The sequence below is a fragment of the Flagellimonas halotolerans genome, assembly GCF_035818535.1.
Classification (GTDB): Bacteria; Bacteroidota; Bacteroidia; order Flavobacteriales; family Flavobacteriaceae; genus Flagellimonas; species Flagellimonas halotolerans.
Window position 1 is genome coordinate 571,031 of record NZ_JAYKYV010000001.1, and the last position, 16,612, is coordinate 587,642.

Consider the following 16,612-nt stretch of genomic DNA (forward strand, 5'->3'; position numbering starts at 1 on the left):
AAAACACCAAAATGAAACTTAAATTAATCGGCATCAGTTTATTGCTTCTAATGGGGTGCTCCTCAACCCGGTTGGTCAGCACTTGGAAGAACCCGGATATAGTGCTTTTTGACGCATACCAAGTACTGGTGGTGGGCATGTCACAAGACGATAATACCAGAATGGAGTTTGAAACCAGATTTGCCGAAGCGTTGAAGGATCAGGGAGTGGATGCCGTGCGTAGTATTGATCTTTTTGATGTGGAATTCACCTCTTCCAAAAGGTCGGAAGAGGAATTGGCCGAGGTAGAACAGCAATTATTGGATAAGGGGTTCGATGCCATTCTGGTCACCAAGGTTGTTGGGACAGAGAATCGACGAACATTTAGGGAGCACATCAACGAAGTGGATAAAATGTTTGTAAGGTTCAGTACGGATTATTTGGAACATCAAGAAATCTATTACGACCCCGAATACTATGATACTTTCAATATATACCATTCAGAGACCTCTCTCTACTGTATATGCATTGGAAAAGAGATAGAATTGATTTGGAGGGGCGAAGTGGATGTCACAGAACCCAAAAATATAGACAGGACCATAGACTCTTACATAAAGTTGGTGACAAAATCAATGGGGGAGGAAGATGTAATATTTTAAGAAGATAGGCCTATCGCATCCAAGACTCCCAAAAAGTCCAATGCGATCAAAATAGGAATCGCTATCAATATTACAATCAACACAAAGACCATAATTCGTAAAAAACCGACTATAAGTTTATTTCCAAAACTAATTTCATCTGCCATAATAGTGTAATTTCCATCAATTTAAGGAATTATTTGCGTATTTCCTTTATTGGCTGGCTCACTATTCGATTAACGGATTGTTTTTAGCCGTATGCTGTAAACCAATCAATTGGGCCTTTGTTTCTTTCGACTGAGGAGTTTTCCCAACTCCTCCAAAGAGATTCCCTTGGTCTCTGGCATCATGAATGCTACCCATATTAATTGAAGTACCATCATAAAGGCAAAGAAGATGAAAATGGGCCAAGGGTTATCCTTGAAAATCCCAATTTCGGCATCTAAAAAGGTAGGGGTGAGCAAAGTAATAAGTGCAGCGAATACCCAATGGGTCCCAGTGCCCCAAGATTGTCCGTAAGACCTAACCTTGTTCGGGAATATTTCCGAGATGAACACCCAAATCACCGCACCTTGGCCAATGGCATGTGAGGCGATAAAAACTAAGATAAAGGTGAGCAGCAGCACGGAACTGGCTCCCGAATAGAAACACCAGCCCACCATGGCCAAACTCACAATATAACCAATGGAACCAATGTACATTAATTGCTTTCGCCCCAATTTATCGATCAGGGATATGCCCACAAAGGTGAATATCAGGTTAATGATGCCGATGGATATGGAACTAAAGAGCGATTCACCGGAAGCGAGACCTGCACGTTCCAAAATTTCAGGGGCGTAGTACAGTACAAAGTTGATTCCCGAAAGTTGATTGAAGAAAGCAATCAGAAAAGCTAGGGCCAGCGGTTTGTTGTACTTTCCAGAGAATAAACTTTCCTTTTGTTTTTCCGTGGTTTCCACTAAGGCAACTTTAATTTGTTCCAGATGAATGGAGGCCTTGTCTTTTGCAATGCCCAATAAAGTAATGGATTCGATGACCACAGCGTCTGCTCGGTCCTTCATTAACAACCACCGTGGGCTGTTCGGTATTTTGAACACCATAAAGGTGTAGATCAAAGCGGGAAGCCCTTCAATGCCCAACATCCATCGCCAAGCTATGCTTTCATCAAAAACAATCCCGATAAAATAGTTGGATATAAAGGCGATCAAGATGCCAAAAACAATATTGAACTGGTACATGGCCGTTAACCTACCCCGTGTTTGGGCCGTGGAAATCTCGGAGATATAAACCGGTGCGGCCACCGATGAGGCCCCTACGCCGATCCCCCCAATAAACCTAAAGAGTGAAAAACTATAAGGTTCGGGAGCAAAGGCCGAACCCATCGCCGATACAAAATAAAGTACACCTATCCAGAACAAGGTCTTTTTTCTTCCCAAACGGTCGGTTGGGATACCTCCAAAAAGCGAACCCAGAACGGTTCCCCAAAGCGCCATGGACATTATAAAGATGCCGTGGAAAGTAAAAATGGAATCGCCCAAAAACCAGTTGGTGTCCCATATTTCCTTTATGGGCTGGTTGGCACCGGAAATAACAACGGTATCAAACCCAAACAAAAAGCCCGCTAGGGCTGCTGTCAATGAAATTCTAAAAATACGCTTGTCCATATAAAAGGTGAATTTTGCTAAAGCTAACCAAAATTTACATAATCTTGGAAATGTGTTTCATGATCAAATCGGCAGCACCTCTGTTGGAATTGATATAATTGGAGTTGATTGCTCCAATATTTTTAATGGAAACGGGGTTGTTCAAAAGGTCGATCACCAAATCGTCAAAACTATCTTTGCTCGAAATGGGCAGTATACCACCTTCGTTAACAAGATCCTCTGCTTCCTTAAAGCCTTCAAATTGTGGCCCGATGATGATGGGAATTCCAAAAACAGCAGGTTCCATGGTGTTGTGGAGTCCCGTGGCAAAACCGCCCCCTACGTAGGCAATGTTGGCATAACTGTATATTTTGGTCAACAGGCCAATGGTGTCCACCACAAGTACATCGAACTCCTTTAAATTTTGATTGCCCATCGTGGAATAAAGTACCGTCCTTTTTTGAAGGGACGAGGTGATTTTCTCAATATGGGCAGGTTTTATTTCGTGAGGGGCGATTACAAATTTCACCTTTTCCTTACTGTTGTTGATGTAGTTGATGAGTATCTCTTCATCTTCGGGCCAAGTACTGCCCGCTACCAAGCAAAGTTGGTTGTTTTTGAAACGATCCATGAAATCCAATTGATTGTTGCGTTCCAAAATTTCTGAAACCCGGTCCAAACGAGTGTCCCCGCTAATGCTACTAGTTGTAAATCCGATGGATTCCAACAGCTTTTTGGAGTTTTTATCTTGAACAAAATAATGGTCGAATTTCCCGAGGCTCTTTCGCATAAACCCGCCATAAGGCTTAAAATAAATCTGTCTACCCGAAAAAATGGCCGATACCAAAATAGTGGGAATGTTCCTTTTTTTAAGGTGATACAGATAATTGGGCCAAACCTCGTACTTTACAAAAATGGCCAACTCTGGATTTACAAGGTTTAAAAATCGCTTTACCTTGGAGTTGCTGTCCATGGGCAGATACACCACCAGATCTGCAGCCAAAGAATTCTTTTTCACCTCATAACCAGAAGGGGAGAAAAAGCTCAGAACCAGTTTGTGGTCGGGATATTTGGAGCGTAATCTTTCCAAAATGGGCAGCCCTTGTTCAAATTCGCCCAGGGAGGCCACATGCATCCAAATAGTTCTGTCTTCGGAATCGAACTTATCCTCAAGGGTGGGAAAAGTTAACTTTCTGCCCTGAACGAACAATTTGATCTTGGCATTGAAAAGGGCAATTACATTTAGGCCAAGCCAAGCTATGTTGATCAGGATGTTGTAAAGAAAACGCAAGGGCATCATTTTTCGCTAAAATACATTCTTTCGGTCAGAGACCATTATAGCATCTTAATTTCTTAATTTTGACGTATTAATTTATTTGGATGAAAAAAATACAGATGGTTGACCTAAAAGGTCAATATGAAGGTATAAAAACCGAGGTCAACGATGCCATTTCGGAAATCTTGGATTCTTCGGCATTTATAAATGGGCCCCACGTGCACGCTTTTCAAAATGAATTAGAGGAATATTTGGACGTAAAACATGTTATCCCCTGTGCCAACGGAACCGATGCCCTTCAAATTTGCATGATGGGGCTCGGGTTGAAACCAGGAGATGAGGTAATTACGGCCGACTTTACTTTTGCCGCCACGGTTGAGGTGATAGGTCTTTTACAATTGACTCCAGTTTTGGTGGATGTGGAACCCGATACTTTCAATATTGATGTAAAAGCCATGGAAAAAGCCATTACGCCAAAAACAAAGGCCATCGTGCCCGTACATTTATTTGGACAGTGCGCCGATATGGATGAGATCATGGCCTTGGCCAAAAAGCACAATCTGTATGTGATTGAAGATAATGCACAGGCCATTGGGGGATCCTACTTCTCAAAAGATGGTTCCAAACAAAAGGCAGGGACTATTGGGCATGTAGGGGCCACTTCTTTCTTTCCGTCCAAAAACTTGGGCTGTTATGGCGATGGTGGAGCCATTTTTACCAACGATGATGATTTGGCGCATACCATTCGCGGTATCGTGAACCACGGTATGTACAAAAGATATTACCATGATGTGGTGGGTGTGAACTCCAGGTTGGACTCCATTCAAGCTGCTGTTTTAAGGGCAAAGCTGCCCAAATTGGACTTTTACAACCAGAAACGATGGGAGGCAGCATCAAAATATTCAAAGGCATTTAAAGGGCAGGAGCATATCATATCGCCAAAGATATCTTGCGGCTGTGAAACGGATAAAAGTGTTTGCGATTGCCATGTGTTCCATCAGTACACTTTGCGGATTACAAATGGTAAGAGGGACGGTCTGGCACAACATCTAAACGATAACAACGTTCCTTGTGGTGTATATTATCCAGTTCCATTGCATAAGCAAAAAGCCTATGCGGATGACCGTTACAATGAAGAAGATTTTCCTGTGACCAATCAATTGGTGGAAGAGGTTATTTCGCTCCCCATGCACACGGAGTTGGATGATGAACAAATTGATTTTATAACCAAGTTGGTGATTGATTTCGTAAACAAATAATAATGAAAATACTCGTAACTGGTGGTTTGGGCTTTATTGGATCCCATACCGTTGTTGAATTGCAGAATGAAGGTTTTGAGGTAGTGGTGGTGGACAACCTATCCAACTCATCCATTGATGTTTTGGATGGCATTGAAGCCATAAGGGGCAAAAGACCCATTTTTGAAGAATTTGATCTTCGGGACAAGCCAAAAGTCCAAGATTTCTTTCAAAAGCACGCCGATATTGCCGGAGTAATTCATTTTGCGGCCTCCAAAGCGGTCGGGGAGAGTGTGGCCGAACCATTGTTGTATTATGAGAATAATCTTGGGGTATTGGTTTATATCCTTCAGGAGCTCAAGAAAAAAGGGGGGTCAAACTTTATCTTCAGTAGTTCATGCACCGTTTATGGCCAAGCGGATCAAATGCCCATTACCGAGGCTGCTCCAGTAAAGCCGGCAGAATCTCCCTATGGGAACACCAAGCAAGTAGGCGAGGAAATTATTCGGGATACCTGCAAGGTAAATCCAGGGTTGAAAGCCATCGCGTTACGATACTTTAATCCTATTGGGGCTCATCCCTCCGGTAAAATTGGAGAGCTTCCCATTGGAGTGCCCCAGAATTTGGTGCCCTTTATCACGCAAACAGGTGTCGGTCTGCGTGAACAGTTGTCTGTCTTTGGAGATGATTATCCAACCGAAGATGGGACTTGCATTAGGGACTATATCCATGTAGTGGATTTGGCCAAGGCCCATGTAGCAGCATTGCAACGTCTTTTGGAAGACAGGAACGAAAGTAATTACGAGGTGTTCAACTTGGGTACCGGAAAAGGAAGTTCCGTTTTGGAAGTTATCCAAAGTTTTGAGCGCGTTTCTGGAGAAAGGTTGAACTACAAAATAGTTGGTAGAAGGCCAGGGGACGTGATCCAAGCCTATGCCGATACCCAAAAGGCAAATAAAGTTTTGGGTTGGAAGGCTAAATCCAGCCTTGATGATGCCATGAAATCCGCTTGGGAATGGGAGAAAATCGTAAGAAGTTCAAACTGAAAAAATCCTAAAGTATATTTTGGTCGTAAATAGAGTATGCTGCCCAATTTTAACAACAGTTTGGAGTTGCTCGAAGGCGTAGAGCGGGAGCAACTTTATCAAAACCTACTGCTACAACTCAAAAAAGATTTTGAATTGGCCAATGTGCCCATCAATATCCCTTTGGATATATCTCCCGAAGAACTAAAAAGCACCATCCACGAAAAGATTTATTACTTGATCGTGGAAAAATTCCCAGAGTATCTCAACCTATTATATGTAGTTGATATTGCAGAGAGCGAGGTAAAAAAAATAACTCCGTCGGATGTCGTTGATATTTCGGCGGAGGTATCTTTTTTATTATTGAAAAGGGAATGGCAAAAAGTATGGTACAAAGCCAAATATAGCAGCTGACCTTTGGTCAGACCTTCACGTAAATGCCTCTTTTGTCCATAAAGTAACCCACGAGCCAACAAGTCAGCATAATCCAAAGGGCAAATAATAATGAGCCCGTGTGGCCACCTGACCATGATATAAATATGTTGTCGGCAATCCATCGGTACAGCGATTCCCCGTTGAGGTCAATGGCAAAAAGAGTAATTATAAATAACTCCGACAATAAATAAATAAACAAGGTGTTTTTACCGAAGACTTCAAAAAAGTAGCTCCAGCTTTTCGCCTTTTTCATATCCAAGATATAAATAAGCGTAGCGATGGCAAAAAGGTCAATACCGCAAGTGAGCAATACAAAGGAACTCGTCCACAATTTTTTGTTGATGGGCAAAATAAGGTCCCATGCCAAGCCCGCAAATACCAGGGCAAAACCGAACATCATCAATTTGGCGACGGTCTCAAAATTTTGACCGTTGTTTTGGATGAATCGACCAGCCAGGTAACCAATAATCACATTTACAATGGCGGGAAGGGTGCTCAACAATCCCTCGGGATCAAAAGCAATGCCTTCGCCATGGTACATATGGTCGGCTCCAATAAGCCACTCATCCAGTTTAAGAACGGCATTTCCCGATAAGGTAAGGTCGCCAAAACCAATTAAAATAAGATGGTAGCCCACTAAAAAGACAGCGCTCAGCCATATAGCGGTTTTGGCCTTTACAAAGTGAAGGATTATGGATGCGAACATATAGCACAAGGCAATACGTTGCAAAACCCCGAAAACCCTGGTCTCCGAAAATGGTTTTAACTGTCCGTCATCAAAAAATGGGTACCAGTACATTAAAAAGCCCAAAAGAAAAATGATGGCAGTTCGCTTCAGGACCTTCTTAAAAAATGCAGGGTTGCCCATGCTTTCATACTTTTTCATGCTAAAACTCATGGAATTTCCCACCACAAACAAAAAAGTGGGAAAAACAAGGTCGGTCAATGTAAATCCGTTCCAGTCGGCGTGCAATAATGGCGCAAAAGTGGTGGATCCATTGCCTGGTGAGTTAACAATGATCATCAAGGCGACATCCAGACCCCTGAAAACATCCAAGGAAAGATATCTGTTTTTAAGTTTGGACATGTTTGGTTGGTTTAACTGGGCGTTCAAGTTAAATTATTTTTAGTTTCTACTGTTAAATTCAGTTAAAAATTTCATTTTTATCGCTTTCCTGTCCATTCTGTGATTTAGTTGTAAATTTGAATAAGAAATTAAGGGGAATGCAAGCATATAAATGCTAAAACCCGTATTTTTGACAAAATTTTCCATAAAGTTTTGGAGAAACATAAAGAATGGACAAATATTCATTTTTAAATGCTGCGCACACTTCGTTTTTTGCGGAGCAATACGAAAAATATCTAACGAATCCAGATACCATAGAGCCCAGTTGGAGGGCTTTTTTTCAAGGATTTGATTTTGGTTTGGAAGGTTCCCTCGAAGATTTGGGGATTGAATCCGATAAAGGGGGAATGGTGGTGCTTTCCAATGGAAGGAAAGTGGAAATGCCCGAAGCCCTTCAAAAGGAATTTCAGGTTATACGCCTTATTGATGGTTACCGTTCCCGCGGACACCTTTTTACCGAAACAAACCCTGTAAGGGAAAGGAGAAAGTATGTCCCTACCTTGGATATAGCCAACTTTGGCCTGACCGAAGGGGACTTGGAGACTGTTTTTGATGCTGGAAAAATTCTTGGAATAGGTCCAACCCCCCTAAAGGAAATTATACGTCACCTCGAGAGTATTTATTGTGATGCGATAGGAGTGGAGTACATGTATATCCGTACCCCGGAACGTATTCAATGGATTCAGGATTGGCTCAACAAAAACGACAACCACCCCAATTATACTGCGGAAGAAAAGAAAAACATCCTTAGAAAATTAAACGAGGCCGTTTCTTTTGAGAGCTTTTTGCATACCAAATATGTGGGGCAAAAACGATTTTCGTTGGAAGGTGGCGAATCATTGATTCCCGCTTTGGATGTAATCGTAGAAAAAGCGGCGGACAAAGGCGTAAAGCAATTTGTGGTGGGTATGGCCCACCGAGGGCGCTTGAACGTTCTGACCAATATTTTCGGGAAATCGCCAAAGGATATCTTTAGCGAGTTCGATGGTAAGGATTACGAGGAAACCATCTTTGATGGTGATGTAAAATATCACTTGGGATGGACCTCTAAACGTGAGACGGATTCAGGGAAAATGGTCAATATGAACATTGCCCCGAACCCTTCGCACCTGGAAACCGTAAACTCCATTGTTGAAGGTATAGCCAGAGCCAAGCAAGATCGTGATCACAGTGATGAAATCTCTGAAGTACTGCCGATTTTAATCCATGGAGATGCTGCTTTTGCTGCACAGGGAGTGGTGTACGAAGTGATTCAAATGGCCCGTTTGGATGGGTATACCACAGGCGGTACCATCCACATTGTTGTGAACAACCAAATCGGGTTTACCACCAACTATTTGGATGCTAGATCCTCCACCTATTGTACCGATGTTGGGAAAGTCACCCTTTCGCCGGTACTCCATGTAAATGCCGATGATGCCGAAGCTGTGGTGCATGCCACGACCTTTGCGCTGGAATACAGGATGCGATACAAGCGTGATATTTTCTTGGATTTGTTGGGCTATAGAAAGTATGGCCACAATGAAGGTGATGAACCCAAGTTTACACAGCCCTTGTTGTACAAATCCATTTCCAAGCATAAAAACCCGAGGGATATTTACGCAGAGAAATTGATTGCCGAAGGAGTCATCGATGAGAACTACGTAAAAGAACTCGAAGAAAAATATAAGAACGATCTTGAGGAGGACCTTTTGGATTCCCGCAAAATCGAAAAGACCAGAATAACCCCTTTCATGCAAGATGAATGGGAAGGGTTTGAGCAGGTGACCGAAGAGGTGATGCTCAAACCCATGGACACCACCTACGACCTTAAAAAGTTGGATGAGGTTGCCCAAAGCATTACCAAGCTTCCAGAGGATAAAAAATTCCTGAGAAAATTGGAACGATTGGTGGAAGGCCGCCATAAAATGTATTTTGAGGACAACAAGCTCGATTGGGCCATGGGAGAACTTTTGGCCTATGGGTCATTGATCGAGGAAGGGTACGATGTTCGCATGACGGGCCAAGATGTGGAAAGGGGAACCTTCTCCCACAGGCATGCCGTCATCAAAACGGAAATGCACGAGGAAGAGGTGGTGTTATTGAATGAGATGGGGGGCAACCAAAATGGAAAGTTCCACATCTATAACTCACTGCTATCGGAATACGCTGTAATGGGATTTGATTATGGTTACGCCATGGCAAGCCCTAAGACATTGACCATTTGGGAAGCACAGTTTGGGGATTTCAGTAATGGAGCCCAGATCATAATAGACCAATATCTGTCATCAGCGGAAGACAAATGGAAACTGCAGAACGGCTTGGTCCTTTTGTTGCCACATGGTTACGAAGGTCAGGGAGCGGAACACTCTTCGGCGCGTATGGAACGGTACCTGCAACTTTGTGCCAAGGATAATATGTACGTGGCAGATGTGACCACCCCGGCGAACCTGTTCCACTTGTTCCGTAGACAAATGAAGGCCAAGTTCCGTAAGCCATTGGTGGTATTTACGCCCAAGAGTTTGTTGAGGCATCCCAAGGTGGTTTCCACCAAGGAGGAGATGGCCAATGGAAGTTTCCAGATGGTGATTGACGATGCCGAAGCTAAAACAGCCAAAGTAAAGACATTGGTGTTCTGTACGGGTAAATTCTACTATGACCTTTTGGATAAACGAGAAGAGCTTGAAAGAGATGATGTGGCTTTGGTGCGCGTGGAACAATTGTTCCCATTGCCGGCCAAGGAAATGCGAAGCATCATCAAAAAATATAAAAATGCAGACGATATCGTTTGGGCCCAGGAAGAACCAAGGAACATGGGAGCTTGGAGCCACATGTTGATGCATTTGGATGAAGCCAAACAATTTAGGGTGGCATCACGCAGATTCTACGGTGCGCCTGCCGCAGGTAGTGCCGTGCGTTCAAAAAGACGTCATGCCCAAGTGTTGGACTACGTTTTTGACAGGAGTAAGGATAATATGCAAATAAGATAATACAAGTATAAACTACAATAAGATGGTTTTAGAAATGAAAGTTCCCTCACCAGGGGAATCCATTACAGAAGTAGAAATCGCCGATTGGTTGGTTGAGGATGGGGACTATGTAGAGAAGGACCAAGCCATAGCCGAGGTGGACTCGGATAAGGCAACATTGGAGCTTCCTGCGGAGGCGAGCGGTATTATTACCCTTAAGGCCGAAGTGGGAGACGCAGTAGCTGTTGGCGAGGTGGTTTGCCTCATTGATACAAGTGCGGAAAAGCCTGAAGGTTCATCTGGTGGTTCTGATAAAAAAGAGGAATCCAAAAAGGAAGCGCCTAAAGAAGAAGCATCTAAGAAAGAGGAGCCCAAAAAGGAAACCTATGCTTCCGGGACTCCATCCCCAGCGGCCAAGAAAATATTGGACGAAAAAGGAATCGAGCCCTCATCCGTTTCCGGTAGTGGGCGTGATGGACGCATCACCAAGGATGATGCTGTAAAAGCTAAGCCATCCATGGGAACCCCAACAGGCGGCAACCGTGGCGAAAGCCGTTCCAAATTGTCCATGTTGCGTAGAAAAGTGGCCGAGCGCTTGGTGTCTGCAAAGAACGAGACCGCGATGCTGACTACCTTCAACGAAGTGGATATGTCCGCCATCTTCGAACTGCGTAAACAGTACAAAGAAGCGTTCAAGGAAAAGCACGGGGTAAGTCTTGGATTTATGTCTTTCTTTACGAAAGCAGTAATTCGTGCCTTGCAAATGTACCCTGCCGTTAACTCCATGATCGATGGTAAGGAAATGATCACCTACGAATTCTGCGATATCAGTATTGCGGTTTCAGGACCAAAAGGTTTGATGGTTCCCGTAATCCGAAATGCGGAGAACTTGACCTTCAGAGGTGTCGAATCCGAAGTAAAACGATTGGCCATCCGTGCCAGGGAAGGTGAGATCACCGTGGATGAAATGACAGGAGGTACCTTTACCATAACCAACGGGGGTGTATTCGGTTCCATGTTGTCCACTCCGATCATCAACCCACCACAAAGCGGTATTTTGGGGATGCACAACATTGTGGAACGTGCCATTGTTAGGGACGGTGCCATTGCCATTGCACCTGTAATGTACGTTGCGCTTTCTTACGACCACAGAATTATCGATGGTAAGGAATCCGTAGGATTCTTGGTCGCTGTAAAAGAAGCTTTGGAAAGTCCAGAAGAATTGTTGATGGACGGAAACGTGAAAAAAGCGTTGGAATTGTAAAATAATTTGCAATCGAGAGGTTCTCGACTACGCTCGAACTGACACAAATGCCTTTACTTTTTTAAGTAGAGGCATTTTTTATTGTAATCGATTACGGCCTTTCCTTTTTTGAGCACATCGGCACCAATAATGCCATCCACGGGCATTGCGTTATGGCTTGTCAGGGCTTGGTTCACATGGGAGAGGTCAAAAAGTACGACTTTCTGCTTTTTCTTTTTCCAATCCCCAATCTGGATTTTGTTTTTGTTTGAGATCAGAGTTTCCATTTCCGTGGCCCCGGCGCCGGCCGCTTTAATGTCCGTAGCTTCCGAGGCCATTTCAAAAAATTCGATTTTGTCCATCCCCACGCAGGTATTGGAGGCGCCCGTGTCCAAAATAAACTTGCCCGTAACACCATTGATGGTTGCTGCGAGTTCAAAGTGGTTGGTTTCGGTCAATACCAAAGGTATTGTAATGTAATCCTTGTTTTTGAGGAATTTTTTTAGTGATGCCATATTATTAATTGAGAGATGTCATGCTGAGCCTTTCGACTTCGCTCAAGACTGGCTCCGTCGAAGCATCTATGTGTATATTTGGAAACAAAGTTTTGGGACATCTAAGATAAACCTATTTTTGCGATATGATTATTACGGATACCCATACCCATTTATATAGTGAAGCCTTTGACGAGGATAGAAGTGAAATGATGCAACGTGCCCTGAATGCGGGAGTGGAACGTTTTTTTATTCCGGCTATTGATTCCACGTATACGCAGTCCATGCTGGATTTGGAGGCCAATTATCCCAATAATGTTTTTTTGATGATGGGCCTGCATCCCACCCATGTCAAGGAAAACTATAAGGAAGAGTTGGCCCAAGTGGAAGAGTGGCTGTCCAAACGAAAATTCTATGCCGTGGGTGAAATTGGGGTGGACCTGTATTGGGACAAAACCCTTTTGAAAGAACAACAAGAGGCTTTTGCTTATCAGATTCGGTTGGCGAAAAAGCATCAATTGCCGATAGTGATCCATTGTCGCGATGCTTTTGATGAGGTGTTCGAAGTGTTGGAACAAGAAAAAGGGGAGGGGCTCTTTGGGATTTTCCATTGCTTTACTGGAAGCTTGGAACAGGCCCATCAAGCTATGTCTTATAATATGAAACTGGGTATTGGGGGAGTGGCTACCTTCAAAAATGGAAAAATCGACCAATTTTTGAATCAAATCGACCTAAAACATATTGTTTTGGAAACCGATGCGCCTTATTTGGCACCCGCCCCATATCGTGGAAAACGAAATGAAAGCTCTTATATAGTTAAGGTGTTGGAAAAACTTTCATCCCTTTATGGTATGCCCGAGGAGGAAATCGCGGCAATCACCACGGAAAACTCCAAAGACATATTCGGAATTTGATCTATGAAAAAAAAGACCAACATATTACTGATCTATACCGGGGGGACCATCGGGATGGTGAAGGATTACAAAACGGGTGCACTCAAGGCATTCAATTTTGAGGAACTCGTTAAAAATATTCCGGAGTTGAAACAATTGGACTGTAACCTGAGAGGGGTTTCATTCGATGAGCCCATTGATTCTTCCAACATGAACCCTGATTATTGGGCCGTAATTGCTTCCATTATTGAAGAGCATTATGTGGATAATGATGGTTTTGTGGTGCTGCATGGTAGCGATACCATGAGTTATTCCGCATCGGCACTCAGCTTTATGTTGGAAAATTTGGAAAAGCCGGTCATTTTCACGGGGTCTCAATTGCCGATCGGGGATTTGCGTACCGATGCCAAGGAAAATCTGATTACCTCCATCGAGATTGCTGCGCTCCATGAAAAAGGAAAACCCGTGGTGCGTGAGGTAGGTCTGTATTTTGAATATAAACTCTACCGGGGTAACCGAACCACCAAGATAAATGCGGAACATTTTGAGGCTTTTGCCTCATTAAATTATCCGCCTTTGGTGGAATCGGGAGTGCATTTAAAAGTACACCAGAATTACTTGATCAAAAAAGTGACCAAAAACAAGTCACTTCAGGTGCATAAAAAAATGGATGATCGAGTGGCGATTCTCAAATTGTTTCCGGGATTGAACCAAAATGTGCTGCAATCGGTCTTGAACATTCCCGATTTAAAGGCATTGATCCTGGAAACCTACGGCGCAGGGAACGCTCCGATGGACAAATGGTTTTTAGGTGTCGTAAAAAAAGCCGTGGAAAATGGATTGCATATTATTAACGTAACACAATGCTCTGGCGGGAGTGTTTCCATGGGCCATTATGAGACCAGTGAAAAACTTAAGGCGATGCAACTGGTTAACGGCAAGGATATTACGACCGAAGCTGCAGTAACAAAGGCGATGTACCTTTTGGGGACAGGGGTTCCCGACAAATTGTTCAAGACAATTTTTGAGACACCACTCCGTGGTGAAATGGTGTAAAATTAACGCTTCAAATTTCTATAACTAATTATTTTTTTGTTTATTGGTCGCCCTAAATGAAACAATAGAGAGGTGGCCGAGTGGTCGAAGGCGCACGCCTGGAAAGTGTGTATACACCAAAAGTGTATCGAGGGTTCGAATCCCTTCCTCTCTGCAAGGTATTTTAGTTTTTCTATTATAAAATTTTTATATCTTTAACATTATTAACTAACTAAATTTAAGTTTAAGTAAAATGAAAAAAATATCCTTTACTCTGGCTGCTGCCGGAATGTTTGTGATGGGAACTACAACTGTATCTGCAGCAATGTTGCAAGAAGAAGCTGAAGCCAGCAAAGGTTTCACCCAGGTATTGAAAGAGCAATTTATCCAAGGGGGCCCTGCCTTCATGGGAATTGTATTGCTATGTTTGATCTTGGGATTGGCAGTTGCCATCGAAAGAATCATTTATTTGAATTTGGCCACTACAAATTCCACCAAATTGAAGCAACAAGTTGAGGACGCTTTGGCTTCAGGAGGTGTAGAAGCAGCCAAAGAAGTATGTAGAAACACTAAGGGACCTGTTGCCTCTATCTACTACCAAGGTTTGGATAGAGCTGACGAAGGTTTGGAATCTGCTGAAAAAGCTGTTGTTTCCTACGGAGGTGTGCAAATGGGCCAGTTGGAGAAAAACGTATCTTGGTTGTCCCTGTTTATCGCGATTGCTCCGATGCTTGGATTTATGGGTACGGTAATCGGTATGATTCAGGCCTTCCAAAAAATTGCAGCTGTAGGTAACTTGAGTGCTTCCTTGATCGCAGGTGATATCCAGGTGGCGTTGTTGACAACCGTATTTGGTTTGATCACGGCGATTATCCTTCAGATTTTCTATAACTATATTATTGCTAAAATCGATAGTATCGTAAATGACATGGAAGACAGCTCAATCGCATTGATTGACATGTTGGCTGCCCACAAAAAGTAATTACGAATTAAAAACTATCGAGAATCATGAATAAAATAGTAAAAATATTGCTCATCGTCATCGGATTGGTTGCCGCAGTTCTTTGGTTCTCCCTTCCGTCCGCCGATGATCCAAGTGCCATAAATAGTGGGGCAATGAACTTTATGTTCATCATTATGTACATCTTGTTGGCTATTGCAGTTGTAACTACAGTAGTTTTCGGATTTGCAAAATTGTTTACCACAAAGGGAAGTATTAAGAAAGCTCTTTTCGCCATTGGCGGATTGGCCATAGTAGTGGCTATATCCTACGGGCTTTCTTCAGATAACATGTCTGTGGTGGAAACAATGTCTGAAAGAGGCATCGAGACTACGGAAGGAACTGTGAAAAACATTGGAATGGGATTGAATGTATTTTTTATCCTTACGCTAATTGCGGTAATTCTAATGATAGTACCAGGCTTGAAAAGAATGTTTGTTAAGTAAAAAGTTGAATTATGCCTAGAAGAAAAGGAGCACCGGAAGTAAATGCCGGTTCCATGGCGGATATCGCTTTCCTCTTGCTTATCTTTTTCTTGGTGACCACCACCATAGAAACGGATGCAGGACTGGATCGTATGTTGCCGCCAGCTGAACCGCCAAATGAAGAGCCGCCCATAATCAAGCAGAAGAATATTTTCACTGTCAATATCAACAGAAAAGGGCAACTTTTGGTTGAGGAGAGCTTAATGGATATTAAGGACCTTAGGGAAGCGGCTATCAAATTCCTCGAGAATGGTGCGGACGGGACTTGTGATTACTGTAAAGGTAGGAAAGACCCAGCTTCATCGGATAATCCGTCAAAAGCCATTATCTCTTTAAAGAATGATAGAGAAACCAAGTATAGCACATACATTACAGTTCAAAACGAACTGGTAGGTGCCTATAACGAGTTGCGTAACCGTGAAGCACAACGCCTGTACGGGAGGGACTTTACGGATATGGAGGCAGAATACCTGAATCCAGAGACCCCGTCCAGCGTAAGAGATGACTTGAAAGACAAAGTGAAACGTATCCAGGATATGTTCCCGCAAAAACTTTCAGAGGCAGAAACATCAACCAATTAAAAACTATTTAATATGGCTAAGTTTACCAAAAAGAAGGATGGAGATTTGCCAGCGGTGTCAACAGCTTCGTTGCCGGATATCGTTTTTATGCTCCTGTTCTTCTTTATGACCGTAACCACAATGAAAGATAGTTCGTTAATGGTTGCCAATACCCTTCCCAATGCTTCAGAAATTAAGAAGTTGGAAAAGAAGGACCGCGTTATTTACATTTATGTAGGAACACCTACAAAGGAATATCAAAAGGTTTTTGGTACAGAACCAAAAATTCAATTGAATGATAAATTTGCCAATGTGGACGAAGTAGGTTCATTTATTTTGGCAGAACGTGCAAAAAAACCGCAAGAACTTCAAAATGTATTGACTACTGCTTTAAAAGTTGATAAGGATGCCAATATGGGTCTTATCACTGATATTAAGCAACAATTGAGAGAAGTAAATGCCCTTAAAGTGAACTATACCACTTATGAAGGGGATGCTTTTAACAATTTACAGTAGGCAATAGCTTAGATTTAGTGGGAAACGCTCCAAATTTTTAATTTGGGGCGTTTTTTGTTTTAAATTGCTACCATGATC

General features: G+C 42.9%; 17 protein-coding genes and 1 tRNA gene. 13 read left to right on the plus strand and 5 right to left on the minus strand.

The window, feature by feature from the left end:
• Positions 1 to 11: 11 nt before the first annotated feature.
• Positions 12 to 638 (plus strand): hypothetical protein, encoded by a 627-nt coding sequence (locus tag VM932_RS02620; protein WP_326277016.1) that lies wholly within the window; start codon positions 12 to 14, stop codon positions 636 to 638.
• Here VM932_RS02620 and VM932_RS02625 read toward each other — a convergent pair.
• The 3 genes from VM932_RS02625 to VM932_RS02635 form a co-directional block, all read right to left on the minus strand.
• Complete coding sequence (locus VM932_RS02625; RefSeq protein WP_326277017.1) at positions 635 to 784, minus strand: hypothetical protein; 150 nt, start codon at positions 782 to 784, stop codon at positions 635 to 637. The genes VM932_RS02620 and VM932_RS02625 overlap by 4 nt on opposite strands.
• Positions 785 to 889: 105 nt before the next feature.
• Positions 890 to 2,281 (minus strand): sugar porter family MFS transporter, encoded by a 1,392-nt coding sequence (locus VM932_RS02630; RefSeq protein ID WP_326277018.1) that lies wholly within the window; start codon positions 2,279 to 2,281, stop codon positions 890 to 892.
• Positions 2,282 to 2,315: 34 nt separating this feature from the next.
• Entirely contained in the window at positions 2,316 to 3,557 is a 1,242-nt protein-coding gene (locus tag VM932_RS02635) for a 3-deoxy-D-manno-octulosonic acid transferase (protein ID WP_326277126.1), read from the minus strand.
• A gap of 83 nt (positions 3,558 to 3,640) precedes the next feature.
• On the opposite strand from VM932_RS02635, the gene VM932_RS02640 reads away from it, so the two are divergent.
• The 3 genes from VM932_RS02640 to VM932_RS02650 are packed head-to-tail and all read left to right on the plus strand — an operon-like array spanning position 3,641 to position 6,213.
• Positions 3,641 to 4,795: a DegT/DnrJ/EryC1/StrS family aminotransferase gene (locus VM932_RS02640; RefSeq protein ID WP_326277019.1), complete on the plus strand. Its 1,155-nt coding sequence runs from the start codon at positions 3,641 to 3,643 to the stop codon at positions 4,793 to 4,795.
• A gap of 2 nt (positions 4,796 to 4,797) precedes the next feature.
• Complete coding sequence (galE, locus tag VM932_RS02645; RefSeq protein WP_326277020.1) at positions 4,798 to 5,820, plus strand: UDP-glucose 4-epimerase GalE; 1,023 nt, start codon at positions 4,798 to 4,800, stop codon at positions 5,818 to 5,820.
• Positions 5,821 to 5,856: 36 nt separating this feature from the next.
• Positions 5,857 to 6,213 (plus strand): hypothetical protein, encoded by a 357-nt coding sequence (locus VM932_RS02650; protein WP_326277021.1) that lies wholly within the window; start codon positions 5,857 to 5,859, stop codon positions 6,211 to 6,213.
• Positions 6,214 to 6,220: 7 nt separating this feature from the next.
• On the opposite strand, the gene VM932_RS02655 is transcribed toward VM932_RS02650, so the two are convergent.
• Positions 6,221 to 7,321 carry an acyltransferase family protein gene (locus VM932_RS02655; protein ID WP_326277022.1) on the minus strand — a complete coding sequence of 367 codons (1,101 nt, stop codon included), beginning with the start codon at positions 7,319 to 7,321 and terminating at the stop codon, positions 6,221 to 6,223.
• 209 nt (positions 7,322 to 7,530) lie between these two features.
• Between VM932_RS02655 and VM932_RS02660 the strand changes: the two genes are divergently transcribed.
• Positions 7,531 to 10,329, plus strand: a complete 2,799-nt coding sequence (locus VM932_RS02660) for a 2-oxoglutarate dehydrogenase E1 component (RefSeq protein WP_326277023.1) — start codon at positions 7,531 to 7,533, stop codon at positions 10,327 to 10,329.
• Positions 10,330 to 10,351: 22 nt separating this feature from the next.
• Positions 10,352 to 11,572: a 2-oxoglutarate dehydrogenase complex dihydrolipoyllysine-residue succinyltransferase gene (odhB, locus tag VM932_RS02665; RefSeq protein WP_326277024.1), complete on the plus strand. Its 1,221-nt coding sequence runs from the start codon at positions 10,352 to 10,354 to the stop codon at positions 11,570 to 11,572.
• Between the two features lie 53 nt (positions 11,573 to 11,625).
• Here odhB and VM932_RS02670 read toward each other — a convergent pair whose 3' ends face one another.
• Positions 11,626 to 12,066 (minus strand): retropepsin-like aspartic protease, encoded by a 441-nt coding sequence (locus tag VM932_RS02670; protein ID WP_326277025.1) that lies wholly within the window; start codon positions 12,064 to 12,066, stop codon positions 11,626 to 11,628.
• Between the two features lie 125 nt (positions 12,067 to 12,191).
• Here VM932_RS02670 and VM932_RS02675 point away from each other — a divergent pair, with 125 nt between their 5' ends.
• The 7 genes from VM932_RS02675 (at position 12,192) to VM932_RS02705 (ending at position 16,534) form a co-directional block, all read left to right on the plus strand.
• A complete protein-coding gene (locus VM932_RS02675; protein ID WP_326277026.1) occupies positions 12,192 to 12,959 on the plus strand; it encodes a TatD family hydrolase in 768 nt (255 codons plus the stop codon).
• Between the two features lie 3 nt (positions 12,960 to 12,962).
• Positions 12,963 to 13,994 (plus strand): asparaginase, encoded by a 1,032-nt coding sequence (locus VM932_RS02680; RefSeq protein WP_326277027.1) that lies wholly within the window; start codon positions 12,963 to 12,965, stop codon positions 13,992 to 13,994.
• A gap of 66 nt (positions 13,995 to 14,060) precedes the next feature.
• Positions 14,061 to 14,148 (plus strand) — tRNA-Ser (locus VM932_RS02685).
• Between the two features lie 78 nt (positions 14,149 to 14,226).
• Positions 14,227 to 14,955 carry a MotA/TolQ/ExbB proton channel family protein gene (locus tag VM932_RS02690; RefSeq protein ID WP_326277028.1) on the plus strand — a complete coding sequence of 243 codons (729 nt, stop codon included), beginning with the start codon at positions 14,227 to 14,229 and terminating at the stop codon, positions 14,953 to 14,955.
• A gap of 26 nt (positions 14,956 to 14,981) precedes the next feature.
• Positions 14,982 to 15,419 (plus strand): hypothetical protein, encoded by a 438-nt coding sequence (locus tag VM932_RS02695; RefSeq protein ID WP_293167170.1) that lies wholly within the window; start codon positions 14,982 to 14,984, stop codon positions 15,417 to 15,419.
• A gap of 11 nt (positions 15,420 to 15,430) precedes the next feature.
• Entirely contained in the window at positions 15,431 to 16,039 is a 609-nt protein-coding gene (locus VM932_RS02700) for an ExbD/TolR family protein (RefSeq protein ID WP_326277029.1), read from the plus strand.
• Between the two features lie 12 nt (positions 16,040 to 16,051).
• The gene (locus VM932_RS02705) at positions 16,052 to 16,534 is read left to right on the plus strand and encodes an ExbD/TolR family protein (RefSeq protein WP_326277030.1); all 483 of its coding nucleotides are present in this window, start codon (positions 16,052 to 16,054) and stop codon (positions 16,532 to 16,534) included.
• Positions 16,535 to 16,612 lie beyond the last annotated feature (78 nt).